The sequence below is a fragment of the Muricoccus roseus genome (genome assembly GCF_900141905.1).
Taxonomy (GTDB): domain Bacteria; phylum Pseudomonadota; class Alphaproteobacteria; order Acetobacterales; family Acetobacteraceae; genus Roseomonas; species Roseomonas rosea.
Window position 1 is genome coordinate 55,827 of record NZ_FQZF01000013.1, and the last position, 15,635, is coordinate 71,461.

Genomic DNA, 15,635 nt, shown 5'->3' on the forward strand with positions numbered 1-15,635 from the left:
CGCGAAGCGCGTCAGAGAGCTCACAGGTCGGTCTCGCGGGGGACTGAGCACCAAGGCCAACGCCCTAGTCGACGGGGCTGGGCTGCCGGTCGCGCTCTCCGTCGTCCCTGGCGAGGCTTGCGACGAGGCGGCCGTGCCTGACCTGGTCGCGCATCGCGCCAGGGCGCGAACTGGTCGCTGACCGCGGCTGTGGTGCCACCGCCGTCCTCGACCTCGTCGCTGCCCGTGGCGGCAGGCGCGCATCTCGACCCAGCGGGACCGCAATGTGCAGCGCTCCGTCCCGCCCGAGCTCTACCGCGAGCGTAACCTGGTCGAGCGCTTCTCCACCAAGCTCAAGCACTTCCGACGCATCGCCACTCGCTTCGACAAGCTCGCCAGGAACTACCCGCCGTCGTCACCCTTGCCGCCAACGTCCTGCGGCTCGGACAAGTGTCGACAGAACCAAGGGCAAGGCGAGCTGCGCCCCCCTCGGCCAGGAGTGGATGCATTCACCCGAATGCCGCTCTCGGCCACATCGAGCGGAAGCCGGCCCCTATGCATCACCGTGTCTCCAGCGTCAGGATCTCGCCGCCGGTCTGCTCGAGGCGCGGGAAGTAAGCCGCGGGATGTAGCAGCTGGTAGGGGAAGTAGAGGCCAGCCGGCGTCGCCGGGTGGCCGTCGAGCCCGAGGAGACGTTCGAGGATCATCGCCACTCCGAGCCCGGTCAGCGGCGCCGCACCGCCACGATGCACGACCGCATGGCGGGTCCGGAGCGCCCGCCCCGCATGATCCTGCCCGGCGAGTTCAATGACGATCTCGGTCGACATCGGCTCGCCGCGACGGCGGCTGGAGCTGACGCCAGTCGCGATGTTGAACTGTACCCTGGGCGCGCCGGTCGCCGTCGCCAGGCCAACGACGTCGATGGACGAGAAGCCGGATGCCTCCATCATGGTGCCGTCGACGGCATGGAACGCGGTTTTGCAGTCCTCGCCGGTGCGCCAGATGTAGCGGCCGTCGCGGCGCGTCAGCGCCGCCGGCAACATCCGGTTGAGCCGCTCGAAGTCCTCGGCCACCGCCGGGCCGCCGGTATCTTGCTCATCGACCAACGCACCGATGACAATGTCGTCGACCCGCCTGAAAGCCTTGGCAAACTCGAGCGTGGGAACCGTCGTGGCGCCGACGAGCCATTCGTAGCCGAGGACGAGCGGCGCGGCGTCCGGCCTGTGCATGAAGGCCGCGATCTCGGGAGCGATCTCGTAGACACCGGACGAGATGCTGAGGTGTGGGACCCCGCTGGACTGCGCGAACCGGAGCCCGGCGAGGCTCTCGTCTGAGAACAGCACGGCGACGGCGCTGACGGGGCGGCCGCCGAGGCCGAGGTCGGCGGCGGCCAGCTCAAGCGCGGCGCCTTCCGCACTGCCGATCTGGGCCGCGGCTTCCTGGGCCTTGGTGAGGTCGCGGCCGCCGATCAGCAACGGCAGATCGGGGTGGGCGGCGCGCAGGAACCGTGAAGTCCAGCGCCCGATGGCGCCGGAGCCGCCCATGAGCAGGATGGGAGCGAATGACATTGCTAGGCCTCCTTGCCTCGAGTTATTGCCTACCTTTGGTAGGTATCCTAACGTGGCTACCATTGGTAGGTTTCAAGGCGGGCGGGGACGTGAAAGGCAACGCGCAGGAGGAGGGCGGTCCGATGGCGCCGCGCAGGCTCTCGAAGGCCGAGCGACGGCGCCAGTTGCTCGATACGGCCCTCGTTATCGTGCGGGAGGAGGGCGCGGATCGGCTGACCCTGGGGCACTTGGCTGCCCGCGCCGGCGTCTCCAAGCCAGTGGCCTATGATCACTTCGGCACGCGGTCGGGCCTGCTGATCGAGCTCTACCGGTGGATCGATGTGGAGCGGGTGAACGCGTTTCGGGAGGCGATGACCGTTGGTGAGCGGAGCCTGGAGGAATGCGCGAGGGTCCTGGCGGCCGCCTACATCCACTGCTCCGCCGACAAGACCGACGAATTCCACGCGGTGGGCGCCGCCCTGGCAGGCAGCGAGGAGAAAGCCCAGGTCTTCCAGGAGCTTCTCGACAACTCCGTACAGATGTTCGTGTCGGTGTTGAAGCCACACAGCACCTTGGTGGCCGCCGAGCTGGAGCGGCGCTGCATCGGCCTTGTCGGCGCAGGCGAGGCGCTCTCAGCCGCTCTGGTGCGCGGCAAGTTCAACGAGTCCGAAGCCGCCGGTGTCCTCGCGTCGTTGATCCAGGGTGGCCTGCGCTCACCTCCACGTTGACCGGGTCATCCCGCCTGGGGCCCGCGCTTCACGGCGTCTCTCCCAATGCGCCGATGAAATCCTGCGCGAGCCTCGACGCCGGGCGCAGGCGCGCCGTGAGCAGGCGTGCGGTGCTGAGGAGGGTAGGCCGGAAGGGCCGGCTGACCAGATCCTCGGCCCGCGCGCCCATCAGCCCGAAGCCATCCATCAGCGCGATCCCGACCCCGGCCCGGACCAGGGCGCATGCCGCATGGGTGTGGGAAACCTCGACGGCGATGCGGAAGGGGATGTTCCTGTCGGCAAAGGCGCGGGCCAACTGCTCACTCAGGACCAGATTGCGGCTGGGGCAGATGAGCGGGTGATCGGCCAGGGCCTCGGGCCCGATGCTACGCCGGCCCGCCAGTGGATGACCGGGCGGCATGACGCAGGCCAGGCCCGTGCTCTGGAGGTCCTGCACGACCAGGGCCTCGTGACCCACGGGGCCTATGATGAAGCCCAGATCGTCCTGGTGCGACGCGATACGCTGGATGATCTCGTGGGCGCTGAAGGTCTGGAGAGTGACCGCGCTCTCCGGCCGCTTCTCGCGGAAGCGGCGAATGGCGGCCGGCAGGATGGACGCCGCGAGCGAGGGGATGGCGGCGACCGCCAGGATGCCGGCCCGCCCCTCCCGCAATTCCCCGGCCAGGCGCTGCACCAGCTCGATCGCGGTGAAGGCGCCGAGTGTGCCGGGAAACATGATCTGCGCCTCCGGCGTCGGGCGCAGCCGCCGGCGCTCCCGCACGAAGAGCGCGAAGCCGAGCCGCGCCTCGGCCTTCTGCAGCATCCGCGTGACGGCGGGCTGGGAGATGTTCATCGCTGCCGCGGCAGCGGTGACGCTGCCGAGCTCCATCACGCGGCGGAAAACCTCCATCTCTCTGATGTCGAAGGTCATAACCATCAGACATGATCCATGCGCAGATCGGCATTTGCGCACATCATTCCCGGCGCGACAAACTGCGCCTTCGGGCCGCTGAGAGCCTGGCCTGGAATGGAGGAACGTCGCGTTGAAGGTGGTGGAGATCCGCGCCTACCTGCTGGGCTTCGCGCCCGCGCCCCCCATCGGCAACGCGTCGCGCATGATCCGCCGGCGGGACTTCCTGCTGCTGGAGCTGGTGGCCGATACCGGCGCGCGGGGCTGGGGGGAGGTCTTCGCCTCGCCCGCGGCCGCGGCCGCCCTGGTCCGCACGCGGCTCGCACCCATCGTCCTCGGTGCCTCGCCGCACCACCACGGCCGCCTCTACGACCGGATGCTCGGCACACTCGGCTATGACCGTCGGGGGCCGGGGATGATGGCGATTTCGGCCGTGGACATGGCGCTGCACGACCTGGCCGCGCAGGACCGCGGCGTCAGCGTGGCGGAGGCGCTCGGCGGCGCGCTGCGCACGCGGCTTCCCGCCTATGCCAGCGCACCCTTCATCACGACCGACGCCGCCGAGCCCTATGGCCATTACGAGGCCGAGATCGACTCCATCCTCCGCCGCAACTTCCGTGCCCTGAAGCCGCGCGCCGGCGTCTCGCCCCGGGCGGACGGGGCCATGGCGATGGCGGTGCGCCGGCAGGTCGGGCCGGATGTCTCGATCATGGTGGACATCAACCAGGGCTACACCGCCCGCGCGGCGATCGAGTCCGCGCGCCGCATGGAGGAGGCGGGCCTCCTCTGGATGGAGGAGCCGGTGCAGCCGGAGGACGTGGCGGGCTATGCCGCGATCTCCGCCGCCGTGCCGGTCGCGATCGCGGGTGGGGAGGCGCTGGCCAGCCCTGCGGCCTTCCGGGACTTCCTGGCCGCGGGCGCGATGTCCGTGCTGCAGCCGGATCTCACGGTCTGCGGCGGCTATACGGGTTTCCTCCGCGTCGCAGCGCTCGCCGCCGCCTACGACATCCCGGTCATGCCGCATGTCTTCGGGACGGTGGTGAATATGCGCGCGGCGCTCCAGGCCGCGGCGCTCGTCACCCCGCGCCGGGGCGCGCGGGGCGAGTACCCCTGGATCGAGTACGACGCCTCCGCCAACCCGCTGCTGGAAATCGCGGGGGCGCTGCCGGTGGAGGCGGACGGCACGATGCTTGTGCCCGACGCGCCGGGCACCGGGCTGGACCTGCAAGGGGAGCGGCTGGCGCCCTGGACCGGCGAGACCTGGCGCCTCGCCGCCTGAATGCCCCAACGGAGGAGACGATATGCAGATGCTGACCCGCCGCTCCGCCCTCGGCGCCCTGGCCTTGCCCGCCCTTGCCCTGCCCGCCCTTGCCCTGCCCCGGGCGGCGCGCGCCGCTTGGCCGGAGCGGCCCGTAACCCTCGTCGTTCCCTTCCCGCCGGGCGGCAGCAATGACGTGGTCGCGCGGATGGTGGCGCAACCCCTGTCGCGGGAGATGGGCCAGCCCTTCGTGGTGGACAACCGGCCCGGCGCCAACGGCAACATCGGCGCGGCGCAGGTCGCCCGTGCGGCGCCGGACGGCTACACCGTGCTCGTTTCCGGCAACGGCCAGAACGCGATGAACCACGGGCTGTACCGGAACATGCCCTATGACTCCCGCACCGCCTTCACCCATGTCGCGCAGCTCGCGCTACTGCCGAACGCCCTGGTCGTGGCGGACAGCTTCCCCGCCCGCAGTCTGGCAGATCTGATCCGCATGGCGAAGGAGAAGCCGGGGGGCATCACCTTCGCCAGCCCGGGCAGCGGCTCCTCCGGCCACCTCGCCATGGCCATGCTGATGCGCGCCGCCGGGGTCGAGATGCTGCACGTTCCCTATCGCGGCGCGGCGCCGGCCATCACGGACGTGATCGCGGGGCAGGTGCCGGTGGTGATGATCAACGTGGACATTCCCCTGCCGCATGTGCGCGCCGGCCGCCTGCGCGTGCTGGCCGTGACGAGCGAGGCGAGGAGCGCGCTCTACCCCGATGCACCGACCGTGGCCGAGAGCGGCTTCCCCGGCTTCGCAGCGACCGGATGGCTCGGCCTCTCGGTGCCCGCCGGCACGCCGCCCGACATCGTGGCGCGCCTGCATGAGGTGGCAGCCAGGACGCTGCAGGACCCGCAGCTCCGGGAACGCTTCGCGGCCAGCGGCTACATCCCCGGCGGAGGCTCCTCCGCCGACTACGCCCGCTTCATCGATTCCGAGATCACCAAATGGGGGAGCGTCACGCGCGACCTGAGCATCGTGCTGGAATAGGGACGCGCCATGAACTTCCTCGACCGCCGCCAAGCTCGGGCGATCACCCACGCCATGCGCGCCGAGGTCATGGAGGACCTTCCGGAGCTGGCGCAAATCGGGAACGAGGAGCTGCGACGCAAATGCGTGGAGGTCTGGTGCCTTGCCCTGGCCGAGAGCAGCTTCGCCCGCGTCTCCGACATCCCGGGTGAGTCCAACCCCCGCCAGTTCGCCCTGAAGCGCGGTGACCAGGCCACGCATCTGCGCGGCGTGACCCGCATCGCCCTTTCCATCGCTGACGAGTTCGCGGCCATGGACCCCGCGGTGCGGATCAACCGGGACCTCGTGATCGCTGGCGGACTGACGCACGACGTGGGCAAGCCCTGGGAGTTCGACGCCGCCAACCGCGCGCGCTGGGCCGGCGATCCCTCGGCCACGGGCCTGCCCTCCCTTCGGCATCCCGTCTATGGGGCGCATCTCTGCATCGCGGCCGGGTTGCCCGAGGAGCTGGCGCATATCGCCCTCGCCCATTCCTTCGAGGGGGAGCACCTGATCCGCAGCCTGGAATGCCTCATCGTGCAGCGGGCGGACCATCTCTGGTGGTCGATCGCCGGCGGCTGCGGGCTGCTGCAGCCTTCGAGCGATGCCATTCTCGAGGCCCGGAAGATCGTGCCCCGCCCGCTTCGCGGCTGACCTGTCCCGACCTCCACGAAAGGAAGCCGACATGAGATCGGTCCGCCGCCGCACCGCCCTGTTCCTCCCGGCCTTGCTGGCCGCGGGTCCGGCCCGCGCCGAATGGCCGGACCGGCCGGTCCGCATCATCGTGCCTTTCGCGCCAGGCGGCAGTTCCGACCTGATCGCGCGGCTGATCGGGACGGAGCTGCAGACACGGCTGGGCCAGCCGGTGGTGGTGGAGAACCGCGGTGGGGCCAACGGCGCGATCGGGATGGCAGCCGTGGCCCAGTCCCCCGCCGACGGATACACCTTGGTGCAAGGCCACATCGGCACCCACGCGATCACGCCGGCCATCATGCGCAGCCCCGGCTACAGCACGCTGCGCGACTTCACGACCGTCGCGGTTCCCGCCACCTCCTCCTCCGTGCTCGTGGTGCCACAGGCCAGCCCGGTCCGGAACCTGAAGGGGCTGCTCGACCTCGCCCGCGCCAGGCCGGGCGGGCTGAGCTACGGCTCCCCCGGCGTGGGCTCGCCTTCCCACGTCACCGTCGTCCTGCTCTCGAAGATGACCGGAATCAGCGCGCAGCACGTTCCCTATCGCGGCGGCGGCCCGGCCGTGACCGACCTCGTGGCCGGCACGCTGGACTTCATGTTTGCCGGCCCTTCGGAAGTCCTGGCGCAGGTCCAGTCCGGCCGGCTGCGCGCCCTGGCCACCACCGGGGAACAGCGCTCACCCGGCAGCCCAGACCTGCCCACGGTCGCGGAAGCGGGCGTCCCGGGTTTCCGGTTCACCGTCTGGCATGCCCTGTCGGCGCGTGCGGGCACGCCGGCCGCACCGCTTGAGCGGCTTCGTCAGGAGGTCGCCGCCATTCTCGGCACGGACGCGATCCAGGCGCGGCTTCGCGGCGTGGGCCTGGAACCCGGCTCGTCCGACGCCGCGGCCGGGGACGCCATGGTGCGGGGGGAGGTGACGAGGTGGGGCACGCTGGTGCATGAGGCCGGTATCCAGGTGGACTAAAGCCCGGTTGGTCGGGGCCGGCTGCGGGAGATCCTCGGCGCCTCGCCGGCACGCATCTTTTGCTTGTCCTTGGGATCGGTGGAGTCGGCGTACTCTGCCGCCTGACCCCATTCCGAGCAGACGTGGAGTTGGTGGCTCCGGAACTTGCGGACCATCTCGCGCGCGATCTCGCGAAGCGGAATGTCGCCGAAGAACTCCGTGGAGAGGCGGATGGTGGCATCGACATCCCGCTCGGCCCTGGCCGTCCAGGCCACATTAGCTCTCCTGACCTTCCGGAAGGCCTCGAGGAGCGACGGTCATCGCCGTAGCGGGGACAGCGCGGCGCCCCCGTATGTCAGCTGACCTCAGTCCAGTGCTACCCTGGGCGGCGCGGAGAAGGGGTTCGACCGTCTCGAGCTTGTTCCGCGTCACCTCGTGCCGGGAAAGGGCGGGGAGGGAGCGGCGCCGCGAACCCGCCGGCTGCCAAGTCGGCCGGTGACGGGCTTATGCAGCACCCGGCCAAGGCCCGATCGGCGCCTAAAAGAACTGGATGTCAGAGGCTATGCTGCTGACCTGCCAGACCCCGCTGGAGGGTTGGCTGGGGAACCTGGATTCGAACCAAGACTGCCCGAGTCAGAGTCGGGAGTTCTACCGTTAAACTATTCCCCAACGGCAGGCGCCCGGCCCTATAGCCCGGTGCGGAGCACCCTGCAACCCGGCTTGTGACAGGCCTAGTGGAATAAGGGCTTGCTCCACCCCATCTCCAGGCGGATCATCGAATTTACAGTGCCATGCAGACCCGGAACGCTTCCCAGCCGCCGGGTGGCAGGCGGGGGGAGCCCCCCCCGGCGCCGCCCAGCATCCCCTACGCAGCGGCCCCTTCGGGGGCCCCGCTCTTCGCCGCGCTGGACCTGGGCACGAACAACTGCCGCCTGCTGGTCGCAAGCCCCTCCGGCCCCGCGGGCTTCCGCGTGCTGGACAGCTTCAGCCGCATCATCCGGCTCGGCGAGGGGCTCAGCTCCACCGGCGCGCTGTCGGATGCTGCGATGGACCGGGCCGAGGCCGCGCTGGAAGCCTGCGGCCAGAAACTGGCCCGCCGCCCCGTCCTGGCCATCCATGCCGTGGCGACCGAGGCCTGCCGCCGCGCCACCAACGGGCCCCGCTTCATGCAACGGGCCCAGAAGGCCCTGGGTGCCCCGATCCGTGTCATCCCGGCCCGCGAGGAGGCGGAGCTCGCCATGGAATCCTGCGCGCCGCTACTCCGGCCGCAGGACCGGCGCGCCCTCCTCTTCGATATCGGCGGCGGCTCGACCGAAATCGCCTGGATTCGCACGGACGACCCGGATCGGCCCCGGCTGATCGGCACGATCTCCGTCCCGCTCGGCGTCGTCACGCTGGTGGAGCGGGACGGCGCCGCCTGCTTCGGGGCGGACGGGTTCGACCGGGTCGTGCAGGAGGTGGCCGCGAAGTTCGAGGCCTTCGATGCCGTCCACTGCATCCGGCAGGAGATGCGGGCCGGGGGCGTGCGGCTGATGGGCACCTCGGGCACCGTCACCACCCTGGCCGGCATCGCGCTCGGCCTGCCGCGCTACAGCCGGGCGGTGGTGGACGGGCACGACCTGGAGATGGCCTGCGCCGACCGCGCGCTGGAGGCGCTGCGCTGCATGGGGCGGGACGGGCTCGCCGCGCATCCCTGCATCGGGCCGGAGCGGGTTGATTTCGTCCTGCCGGGCTGCGCCATCTACGCCGCCATCCGCCAGGTCTGGCCGGCTGCCGGCATCACCGTCTGCGACCGTGGCCTGCGCGAAGGCCTGCTGCTGCGGGCGATGCGGGAGCGCCGCCGCGGCCGCCGCGGCAACTGAACCTTTAGGACCGACTCCGTGACCGAATCCCGCAACACGGGCGAGCGCAGCCTTTCCACCCGGCTGCGCACCGCCAAGGGCCGCACCACCGCCAGCCAGAAATGGCTCGAACGCCAGCTGAACGACCCCTATGTGCGGGCCGCCAAGGCCCAGGGTTGGCGCTCCCGGGCTGCCTTCAAGATCATCGAGCTGGACGAGCGGTTCAAGCTCTTCCGCCCGAACCAGCGCATCGTGGATCTCGGCGCCGCCCCGGGCGGCTGGACGCAGGTGGCGGTGAAGCGCGCGGGCGAGCGGGGCAAGGTCGTCGCGCTGGACATCCTGCCGATGGACCCGATCTCGGGCGCCATCGTCCTGCAGGGCGACTTCAACGAGGAATCGGCCGAGCAGGCCGTGCTGGAGGCACTGGATGGCCCGGCAGACCTCGTCATGTCCGACATCGCGCCCAACACCACGGGCCATAACGCCACCGACCACCTGCGCATCCTCGCCCTGGTGGAGCTGGCGACGAACTTCGCCCACAACGTCCTCTCCCCCGGCGGAGCCTTCGTGGCGAAGGTCTTCCAGGGCGGGACGGAGCGGGAGCTGCTGGCGGCGTTGAAGCGGGACTATGCCACGGTCCGGCACGCCAAGCCCCCGGCCAGCCGGAAGGACAGCTCCGAGATGTATGTGGTGGCCCAGGGCTTCCGGGGCGGCCCGCAGGGCAACACGGGGCCGTGACTCACGCCCCGGGCGGGGGGCAGTGTCTCGTCACCGTCATGCGCCCGATCTTGCGGCGCGGGGCTGAAGGGGCGTAGGAGGGATCGCCAAGGCAGCGCCGCCCCGTCCCGAGAGGCCCCCGCTCAATGGCACCCGACACCACCCCGCCTCGCTTCCTCGCCCGGTTCGAGGAGGCCTATGCGTTCGACGACGTTCTGCTCGTCCCCGGCTTCTCCCAGATCCTGCCGCACCAGGCCGACACCCGCACCCGCATCACCCGCGAGATCGGGCTGAACATCCCCCTCGTCGCCGCCGCGATGGACACCGTCACCGAGGGGCCCATGGCCATCGCCATGGCCCAGGCGGGCGGCATCGGCGTGGTCCACAAGAACCTCTCGATCGAGGAGCAGGCCGCCCAGGTCCGCCGGGTGAAGAAGTTCGAGAGCGGCATGGTGGTGAACCCCGTCACGATCCAGCCCGACCAGACGCTGGCCGATGTCCGCGCCCTGCAGGACCAGCACCGCATCTCCGGCATCCCCGTGGTGGAGCCGGAGACCGGGCGCCTGGTCGGCATCGTCACCTCGCGCGACGTGCGCTTCGCGACCGACCCGAACCAGCGTGTCTATGAGCTGATGACGCGGGAGAACCTCGTCACCGTTCCCACCGACGTCACCCCGGACCGGGCCCGTTCCCTGCTGCACAAGCACCGGATCGAGAAGCTGCTGGTGGTGGACGAGAAGTTCCGCTGCGTCGGCCTGATCACCGTCAAGGACATGGATAAGGCCCAGGCCAACCCGAACGCCGTGAAGGATGCGATGGGCCGCCTCCGCGTCGCCGCCGCGACCGGCACGGGCGAGGACGGGCGCCGCCGGGCCGAGGCGCTGGTCGCCGCCGATGTGGACATCATCGTGGTGGACACGGCTCATGGGCATTCGGCCGGCGTGCTGAAGTCGGTGGAGGTGATCAAGCGCCTCTCCAACTCCGTGCAGATCATCGCCGGCAACGTGGCGACGCCCGAGGCTGTGCAGGCGCTGATCGAGGCGGGCGCCGATGGGGTGAAGATCGGGATCGGGCCGGGCTCCATCTGTACCACCCGCATCGTGGCGGGCGTGGGCGTTCCGCAGCTGACGGCCGTGATGGAATGCGCCGCCGCGGCGAAGGAGCAGGGCGTGCCGGCCATCGCCGATGGCGGCATCCGCACCTCCGGCGACATCGCCAAGGCCATCGCGGCCGGCGCGGATTGCGTGATGATGGGCAGCCTCTTCGCCGGCACGGACGAGGCGCCGGGCGAGGTGTTCCTCTACCAGGGCCGTTCCTACAAGTCCTATCGCGGCATGGGCAGCCTCGGCGCCATGGCGCGCGGCTCGGCCGACCGGTACTTTCAGGCCGATGTTCAGGACAGCCTGAAGCTGGTGCCGGAGGGGATCGAGGGCCGGATCGGCTATAAGGGCCCGGTTGGCAACGTCATCCACCAGCTGGTCGGCGGGCTGAAATCGGCCATGGGCTATACCGGCAACGGCACCATTGGCGACATGCAGTCGAACTGCCGCTTCCGCCGCATCACCGGCGCCGGGCTGCGGGAGAGCCATGTGCATGACGTGGCCATCACGCGCGAGGCGCCGAACTACCGGCAGGAGGGCTGACCGCCGGCGGCGCGGGCCCGCCCGGGCCCGTGCCGGCCAATCGCGGCTGGCCTTTACTTCAGCACCCAGCCATCCCGGCGCATGCAATCCTCCACGAAGGCCTCGCGCATCGGCTCGTTCTGGTCGCGGGTGCCGTAGCTCGGGCGGCGGTAATAGCCCTCGGTCTCGCGGCAGCGCCGGTTCGCGCCCTCGCCCTTGCATTCGCGGGAGCCTGGCACCCATCCGCCCCGGTCGGTCATCACCGTCATGTTGGCGGGCGGCGCGGCCTGGAAGGCACCGGCCTCGCAGCGCGCCAGGGCCGCGTCCCGCATCTGCGGCGTCGCGCCCGGGCGTTCCCATTGGGCGCAGCCGGCCAGGCCCAGGGCGAGCAGGGGAATCGACCAGGCACGAATCATCAAGGGGACCTCTTTCCTGAACGCAACGACCCTATCACGGGCAGCGACCCTGCCGAGGGGCTGCCCAGCGCCGTGCCGCTTGCGGCCGGGCCGCGTCCCGCCGATCTAGCATCCATGTCCATTCCAAATCCTTGCGACGCGGCGCCAGCGCCCCGCGCCCGATCGCCCGGTTCCCCGCCATGACCCCGCTTGCCCGCCTTGCCGCCGCCGTATCGCTCCTGGCCGAGCTGGAAGCGGCCCCGCGCCGCCCGGCCGATGCGGTGGCGAATGATTTCTTCCGTGCCCGCCGCTACATCGGCGGCGGCGACCGGCGCGCCGTCTCCGAACGCGCCTGGACCGTGGTGCGGGAACGCCTGCGCCTGGACTGGCATCTCGCCCGCGCCGGCGCCCGGCCGACCGCCCGCCTCCTCCTCGCCGCGCACATGCTCCTGGTCGAAGGAGGGCGCCTTCCCGGTGTCGATGCCGCCTTCAGCGGGGAGGGCTATGCCGAGCCGCGCCTGACCCCGGAGGAGCGGCGGGTGCTGGCGCAGCTGGAGGGGCAGCCCCTCATCCATCCCGAGATGGATGAGGCCACCCGGCTCAACCTGCCGGGCTGGGCCATGGACGGGCTGCGCTCCCGCTTCGGGGAAGCGCTGCCGCAGGCGGCCGCGGCCATGGAGACCGGTGCGCCGCTCGACCTACGCGTGAATCTTCTCCGGACCACCCGCGAAGCCGCAGCCAAGGCCCTGGCCGCGGAAGGCATCGCCACCGAGCCCACGGCCTTCTCTCCCTGGGGGCTGCGCGTGGCGGACCGGCGCCCGATCCTTAACACCCGCGCGTTCCAGGACGGGCTGGTGGAGATCCAGGATGAGGGCAGCCAGCTCATCGCGCTGCTGGCCGATGCCCGGCCCGGGATGAAGGTGGCTGATTACTGCGCCGGCGCGGCCGGGAAGACCCTGGCCATGGCGGCCACCATGGCCAATCGCGGTCGCATTGCCGCGCTGGACGTCTCCGCCCCGCGCCTGACCGGGGCGGCCAAGCGCCTGCGGCGCGCCGGGGTGGACAATGCCGAGACGCATCTGCTGGAGGCCGGCGACCGCTGGGTGAAGCGCCGGGCCGGCAATTACGACCGCGTGTTGGTGGACGCGCCCTGCACGGGCACGGGCACCTGGAGGCGGAACCCGGACGCACGCCTGCGCACCACAGGCGAAGATTACGCCGAACTCATCACGAAACAGCGCGCCATTCTCGATAAGGCGGCGTCCCTGGTGCGCCCGGGCGGGAAGCTGATCTACGCTACCTGTTCGGTGCTACCGGGTGAGGATGAAGAGCAGGTGCGCGACTTCCTCGACACGCATGCCGACTTCGAAGCCGTCCCTCTCGCCCAGGCCTGGGCCGAGGCGGGCATGGACGGCACGCCGCCGGGGGAGGGGGCGCATATGGCCCTCGCTCCACACAGCCACGGCACGGACGGTTTCTTCGCCGCCGTGCTGCGACGCCGGTCCTGAGCCCCCCGGCCCGGCGGGCGCGGCAGTGGTGCAGGTGCGTCGGGCCCGGCCGGAGGATGCGCCAGCCATCGGCGCCGTGCATCGCATCGCCTGGCAGGATACCTATCCCGGGATCCTGCCCGACGCCTATCTGGCCGGGCTGGACGAGAGGCGGATCGCGGCCGGCTATCTTCGCGCCATGCTCGCCCGGCGGGGCGGGGAGGCGGTCTTCGTCGCCTGCGCCCCGGACGGCCGCATGGTCGGCTTCGCCTCGGCCGGCCCGGCCCGGCGCGAGGGGATCGCGGCGGGCGAGATCGAAACCCTCTATCTCCTGCCGGACTGGCGCGACCAAGGGGTGGGCCGCCGCCTAATGCGGGCATCGGCCGCGCATCTCTCGGCCATTGGCTGCGCCTCCGCCATGCTCTGGGTTCTCTCGGCCAATGGCGCGGGCTGGTTCTACCGGCGCCTGGGCGGCCGGGCGGTGGGGCGTGAGGCGATCTGCGTCGGCGGCCGGACGGTGGAGCAGACGGCGGTGCTCTGGAACCCCATCACCCTCCTTCTGGATGCGACGGCCGCCACACGGGAAGGGGATGCGCGAGGGGAGGGTTGAAGCGGACGGGATTCTGTGGTGATGGCCGCCATGGCCGACACGACTCCCCCCGCCCCCTACGCCAACCTCCCCGGCAGCGAGCGCCACCAGCGCCTGCTCATCCTGGATTTCGGAAGCCAGGTGACGCAGCTCATCGCCCGCCGCCTGCGCGAGGAGGGCGTCTATTGCGAGATCTGGCCCTTCACCGCCGATGAGGCGCGGATCCGCGCCTTCGACCCTATGGGCATCATCCTCTCCGGCGGTCCTGCCTCCGTGACCGAGGGCGAGAGCCCCCGCGCGCCCCAGGCCGTGTTCGGCATGGGCCTGCCCGTCCTCGGCATCTGCTACGGCCAGCAGACCATGTGCGCTCAGCTCGGCGGCCAGGTGGAGGGGAGCGACCACCGGGAGTTCGGCCGCGCCCATGTGGTGGTGGCTGAGGATTGCGAGCTGTTCCAGGGCGTGTGGGACAAGGGCGCGCGCGAGCAGGTCTGGATGAGCCATGGCGACCGCGTGACCGCCCTGCCGCCGGGTTTTCGCGCCGTCGCCACCTCCGAGGGCGCGCCCTTCGCCGCCATCGCGGACGACGCGCGCCACTTCTACGGCGTGCAGTTCCATCCGGAGGTGGTCCACACGCCGCACGGCCATGCGCTGCTGAAGAACTTCGTCCGCCGGATCTGCGGGGCTAAGGGCGACTGGACCATGGGCGCCTTCCGGCACGAGGAGATTGAGCGGATCCGCGCCAAGGTCGGCAAGGGCAAGGTGGTGTGCGGCCTCTCGGGGGGCGTCGATTCCTCCGTCGCCGCCGTGCTGCTGCATGAGGCGATCGGCGACCAGCTCACCTGCATCTATGTGGATCACGGGCTGATGCGCGGCGGCGAGACGGAGCAGGTGGTCTCGACCTTCCGGGACCGCTTCAACATCAAGCTCATCCATCGGGACGCGAGCGACCTGTTCCTCGGCGCCCTGGCCGGGGTGACGGATCCCGAGGTGAAGCGCAAGACCATCGGGCGCCTGTTCATCGAGGTGTTCGAGGAGGAGCAGGCGAAGCTCGGCGGCGCCGACTTCCTGGCGCAGGGGACCCTTTACCCCGATGTGATCGAGAGCGTCTCCGCCACTGGCGGGCCCTCCGTCACCATCAAGTCCCACCACAATGTCGGCGGCCTGCCCGAGGGCATGCGGATGCAGCTGGTGGAGCCGCTGCGTGAGCTGTTCAAGGATGAGGTTCGCGCCCTCGGCCGCGAGCTGGGCGTGCCCGAGGTCATCGTGGGCCGCCATCCCTTCCCCGGGCCGGGCCTGGCGATCCGCATCCCCGGCGAGGTGACGCGGGAGAAGGTCGCCATCCTGCAGAAGGCCGACGCGATCTTCCTCGAGGAGATCCGCAACGCCAACCTCTACGACGCCATCTGGCAGGCCTTCGTCGTGCTGCTGCCCGTGCGCACCGTGGGGGTGATGGGCGACGGCCGCACCTATGACCAGGCCTGCGCGCTGCGTGCCGTGACGAGCACGGACGGCATGACGGCCGATGTGTACCCCTTCGACGTCTCCTTCCTCTCCCGCGTGGCGAACCGCATCGTCAACGAGGTGCGCGGCATCAACCGCGTGACCTATGACGTGACAAGCAAGCCGCCGGGCACGATCGAGTGGGAATAATTTTTGCCCATCCGAGGGTATCCGAAACTACGCCAGAATACGACGTAACCACCTGAAAAACAAAAACATTTCAGTCGAGACCTATCGAGAGCTATCGGTGGGTATCAAACGCGTCTGTCGTGCCCGCTGACGGACCCTGCCCCCGTTGATCATCCGGAAAATCGAAAGTACCGTCATAGCGACCGAGGCTAATGACGGTACTTTTTTCAGCCTAACACGCTGAACATAAACAGATATTCCCGTCAA

Annotated in this window: 15 protein-coding genes, 1 tRNA gene and 2 pseudogenes; 13 read left to right on the plus strand and 5 right to left on the minus strand. The window is 70.4% G+C overall.

The features are described from left to right. Positions 1-25 precede the first annotated feature (25 nt). Both BUB97_RS27465 and BUB97_RS27470 read left to right on the plus strand, forming a co-directional pair. Positions 26-125, plus strand: a pseudogene (locus tag BUB97_RS27465) (IS5/IS1182 family transposase); the annotation flags it as partial. A gap of 161 nt (positions 126-286) precedes the next feature. After that, positions 287-385 (plus strand): annotated as a pseudogene (locus tag BUB97_RS27470) (IS5/IS1182 family transposase); the annotation flags it as partial. 154 nt (positions 386-539) lie between these two features. Here BUB97_RS27470 and BUB97_RS26895 read toward each other — a convergent pair. After that, positions 540-1,547, minus strand: coding sequence for a saccharopine dehydrogenase (locus tag BUB97_RS26895; RefSeq protein WP_073135144.1), 1,008 nt, complete (start codon positions 1,545-1,547; stop codon positions 540-542). Positions 1,548-1,669: 122 nt separating this feature from the next. Here BUB97_RS26895 and BUB97_RS12355 point away from each other — a divergent pair, with 122 nt between their 5' ends. Beyond that, positions 1,670-2,254 carry a TetR/AcrR family transcriptional regulator gene (locus tag BUB97_RS12355; RefSeq protein WP_175562622.1) on the plus strand — a complete coding sequence of 195 codons (585 nt, stop codon included), beginning with the start codon at positions 1,670-1,672 and terminating at the stop codon, positions 2,252-2,254. 28 nt (positions 2,255-2,282) lie between these two features. Here the strand turns inward: BUB97_RS12355 and BUB97_RS12360 are convergent, their stop codons facing one another. Continuing rightward, a complete protein-coding gene (locus BUB97_RS12360; RefSeq protein WP_086062156.1) occupies positions 2,283-3,170 on the minus strand; it encodes a LysR family transcriptional regulator in 888 nt (295 codons plus the stop codon). A 112-nt stretch (positions 3,171-3,282) separates the two neighbouring features. Here BUB97_RS12360 and BUB97_RS12365 point away from each other — a divergent pair, with 112 nt between their 5' ends. Genes BUB97_RS12365 through BUB97_RS12380 form a run of 4 tightly spaced genes read left to right on the plus strand, consistent with a single transcriptional unit; the run spans position 3,283 to position 7,109 of the window. Then, a complete protein-coding gene (locus BUB97_RS12365) occupies positions 3,283-4,422 on the plus strand; it encodes a mandelate racemase/muconate lactonizing enzyme family protein (RefSeq protein WP_245818290.1) in 1,140 nt (379 codons plus the stop codon). Between the two features lie 22 nt (positions 4,423-4,444). After that, positions 4,445-5,437 (plus strand): Bug family tripartite tricarboxylate transporter substrate binding protein, encoded by a 993-nt coding sequence (locus BUB97_RS12370; protein ID WP_073135150.1) that lies wholly within the window; start codon positions 4,445-4,447, stop codon positions 5,435-5,437. A 9-nt stretch (positions 5,438-5,446) separates the two neighbouring features. Next, a complete protein-coding gene (locus BUB97_RS12375) occupies positions 5,447-6,109 on the plus strand; it encodes an HD domain-containing protein (protein WP_073135152.1) in 663 nt (220 codons plus the stop codon). 31 nt (positions 6,110-6,140) lie between these two features. Next, a complete protein-coding gene (locus BUB97_RS12380; protein WP_073135154.1) occupies positions 6,141-7,109 on the plus strand; it encodes a Bug family tripartite tricarboxylate transporter substrate binding protein in 969 nt (322 codons plus the stop codon). Here the strand turns inward: BUB97_RS12380 and BUB97_RS12385 are convergent. Together BUB97_RS12385 and BUB97_RS12390 are read right to left on the minus strand one after the other, a co-directional pair. Continuing rightward, positions 7,106-7,363, minus strand: a complete 258-nt coding sequence (locus BUB97_RS12385; protein WP_073135156.1) for a hypothetical protein — start codon at positions 7,361-7,363, stop codon at positions 7,106-7,108. The two genes, BUB97_RS12380 and BUB97_RS12385, sit on opposite strands and share 4 nt — an antisense overlap. Before the next feature lie 320 nt (positions 7,364-7,683). After that, positions 7,684-7,757: transfer RNA gene (locus tag BUB97_RS12390), tRNA-Gln, on the minus strand. A 122-nt stretch (positions 7,758-7,879) separates the two neighbouring features. Between BUB97_RS12390 and BUB97_RS12395 the strand changes: the two genes are divergently transcribed. From BUB97_RS12395 to guaB, 3 genes are all read left to right on the plus strand, one after another. After that, entirely contained in the window at positions 7,880-8,950 is a 1,071-nt protein-coding gene (locus BUB97_RS12395; RefSeq protein WP_073135158.1) for a Ppx/GppA phosphatase family protein, read from the plus strand. Positions 8,951-8,968: 18 nt separating this feature from the next. Then, the gene (locus BUB97_RS12400) at positions 8,969-9,667 is read left to right on the plus strand and encodes an RlmE family RNA methyltransferase (RefSeq protein WP_073135160.1); all 699 of its coding nucleotides are present in this window, start codon (positions 8,969-8,971) and stop codon (positions 9,665-9,667) included. 125 nt (positions 9,668-9,792) lie between these two features. Next, positions 9,793-11,289 carry an IMP dehydrogenase gene (gene guaB / locus BUB97_RS12405; RefSeq protein WP_073135162.1) on the plus strand — a complete coding sequence of 499 codons (1,497 nt, stop codon included), beginning with the start codon at positions 9,793-9,795 and terminating at the stop codon, positions 11,287-11,289. Between the two features lie 53 nt (positions 11,290-11,342). On the opposite strand, the gene BUB97_RS12410 is transcribed toward guaB, so the two are convergent. Further along, positions 11,343-11,687, minus strand: coding sequence for a hypothetical protein (locus BUB97_RS12410; protein WP_139281337.1), 345 nt, complete (start codon positions 11,685-11,687; stop codon positions 11,343-11,345). Between the two features lie 176 nt (positions 11,688-11,863). On the opposite strand from BUB97_RS12410, the gene BUB97_RS12415 reads away from it, so the two are divergent. The 3 genes from BUB97_RS12415 to guaA are packed head-to-tail and all read left to right on the plus strand — an operon-like array spanning position 11,864 to position 15,389. Continuing rightward, positions 11,864-13,171: an RsmB/NOP family class I SAM-dependent RNA methyltransferase gene (locus BUB97_RS12415; protein ID WP_073135166.1), complete on the plus strand. Its 1,308-nt coding sequence runs from the start codon at positions 11,864-11,866 to the stop codon at positions 13,169-13,171. A 28-nt stretch (positions 13,172-13,199) separates the two neighbouring features. Beyond that, positions 13,200-13,760, plus strand: a complete 561-nt coding sequence (locus tag BUB97_RS12420) for a GNAT family N-acetyltransferase (RefSeq protein ID WP_245818286.1) — start codon at positions 13,200-13,202, stop codon at positions 13,758-13,760. A 30-nt stretch (positions 13,761-13,790) separates the two neighbouring features. Beyond that, positions 13,791-15,389 (plus strand): glutamine-hydrolyzing GMP synthase, encoded by a 1,599-nt coding sequence (guaA, locus tag BUB97_RS12425; protein WP_073135291.1) that lies wholly within the window; start codon positions 13,791-13,793, stop codon positions 15,387-15,389. Positions 15,390-15,635: the final 246 nt, after the last annotated feature.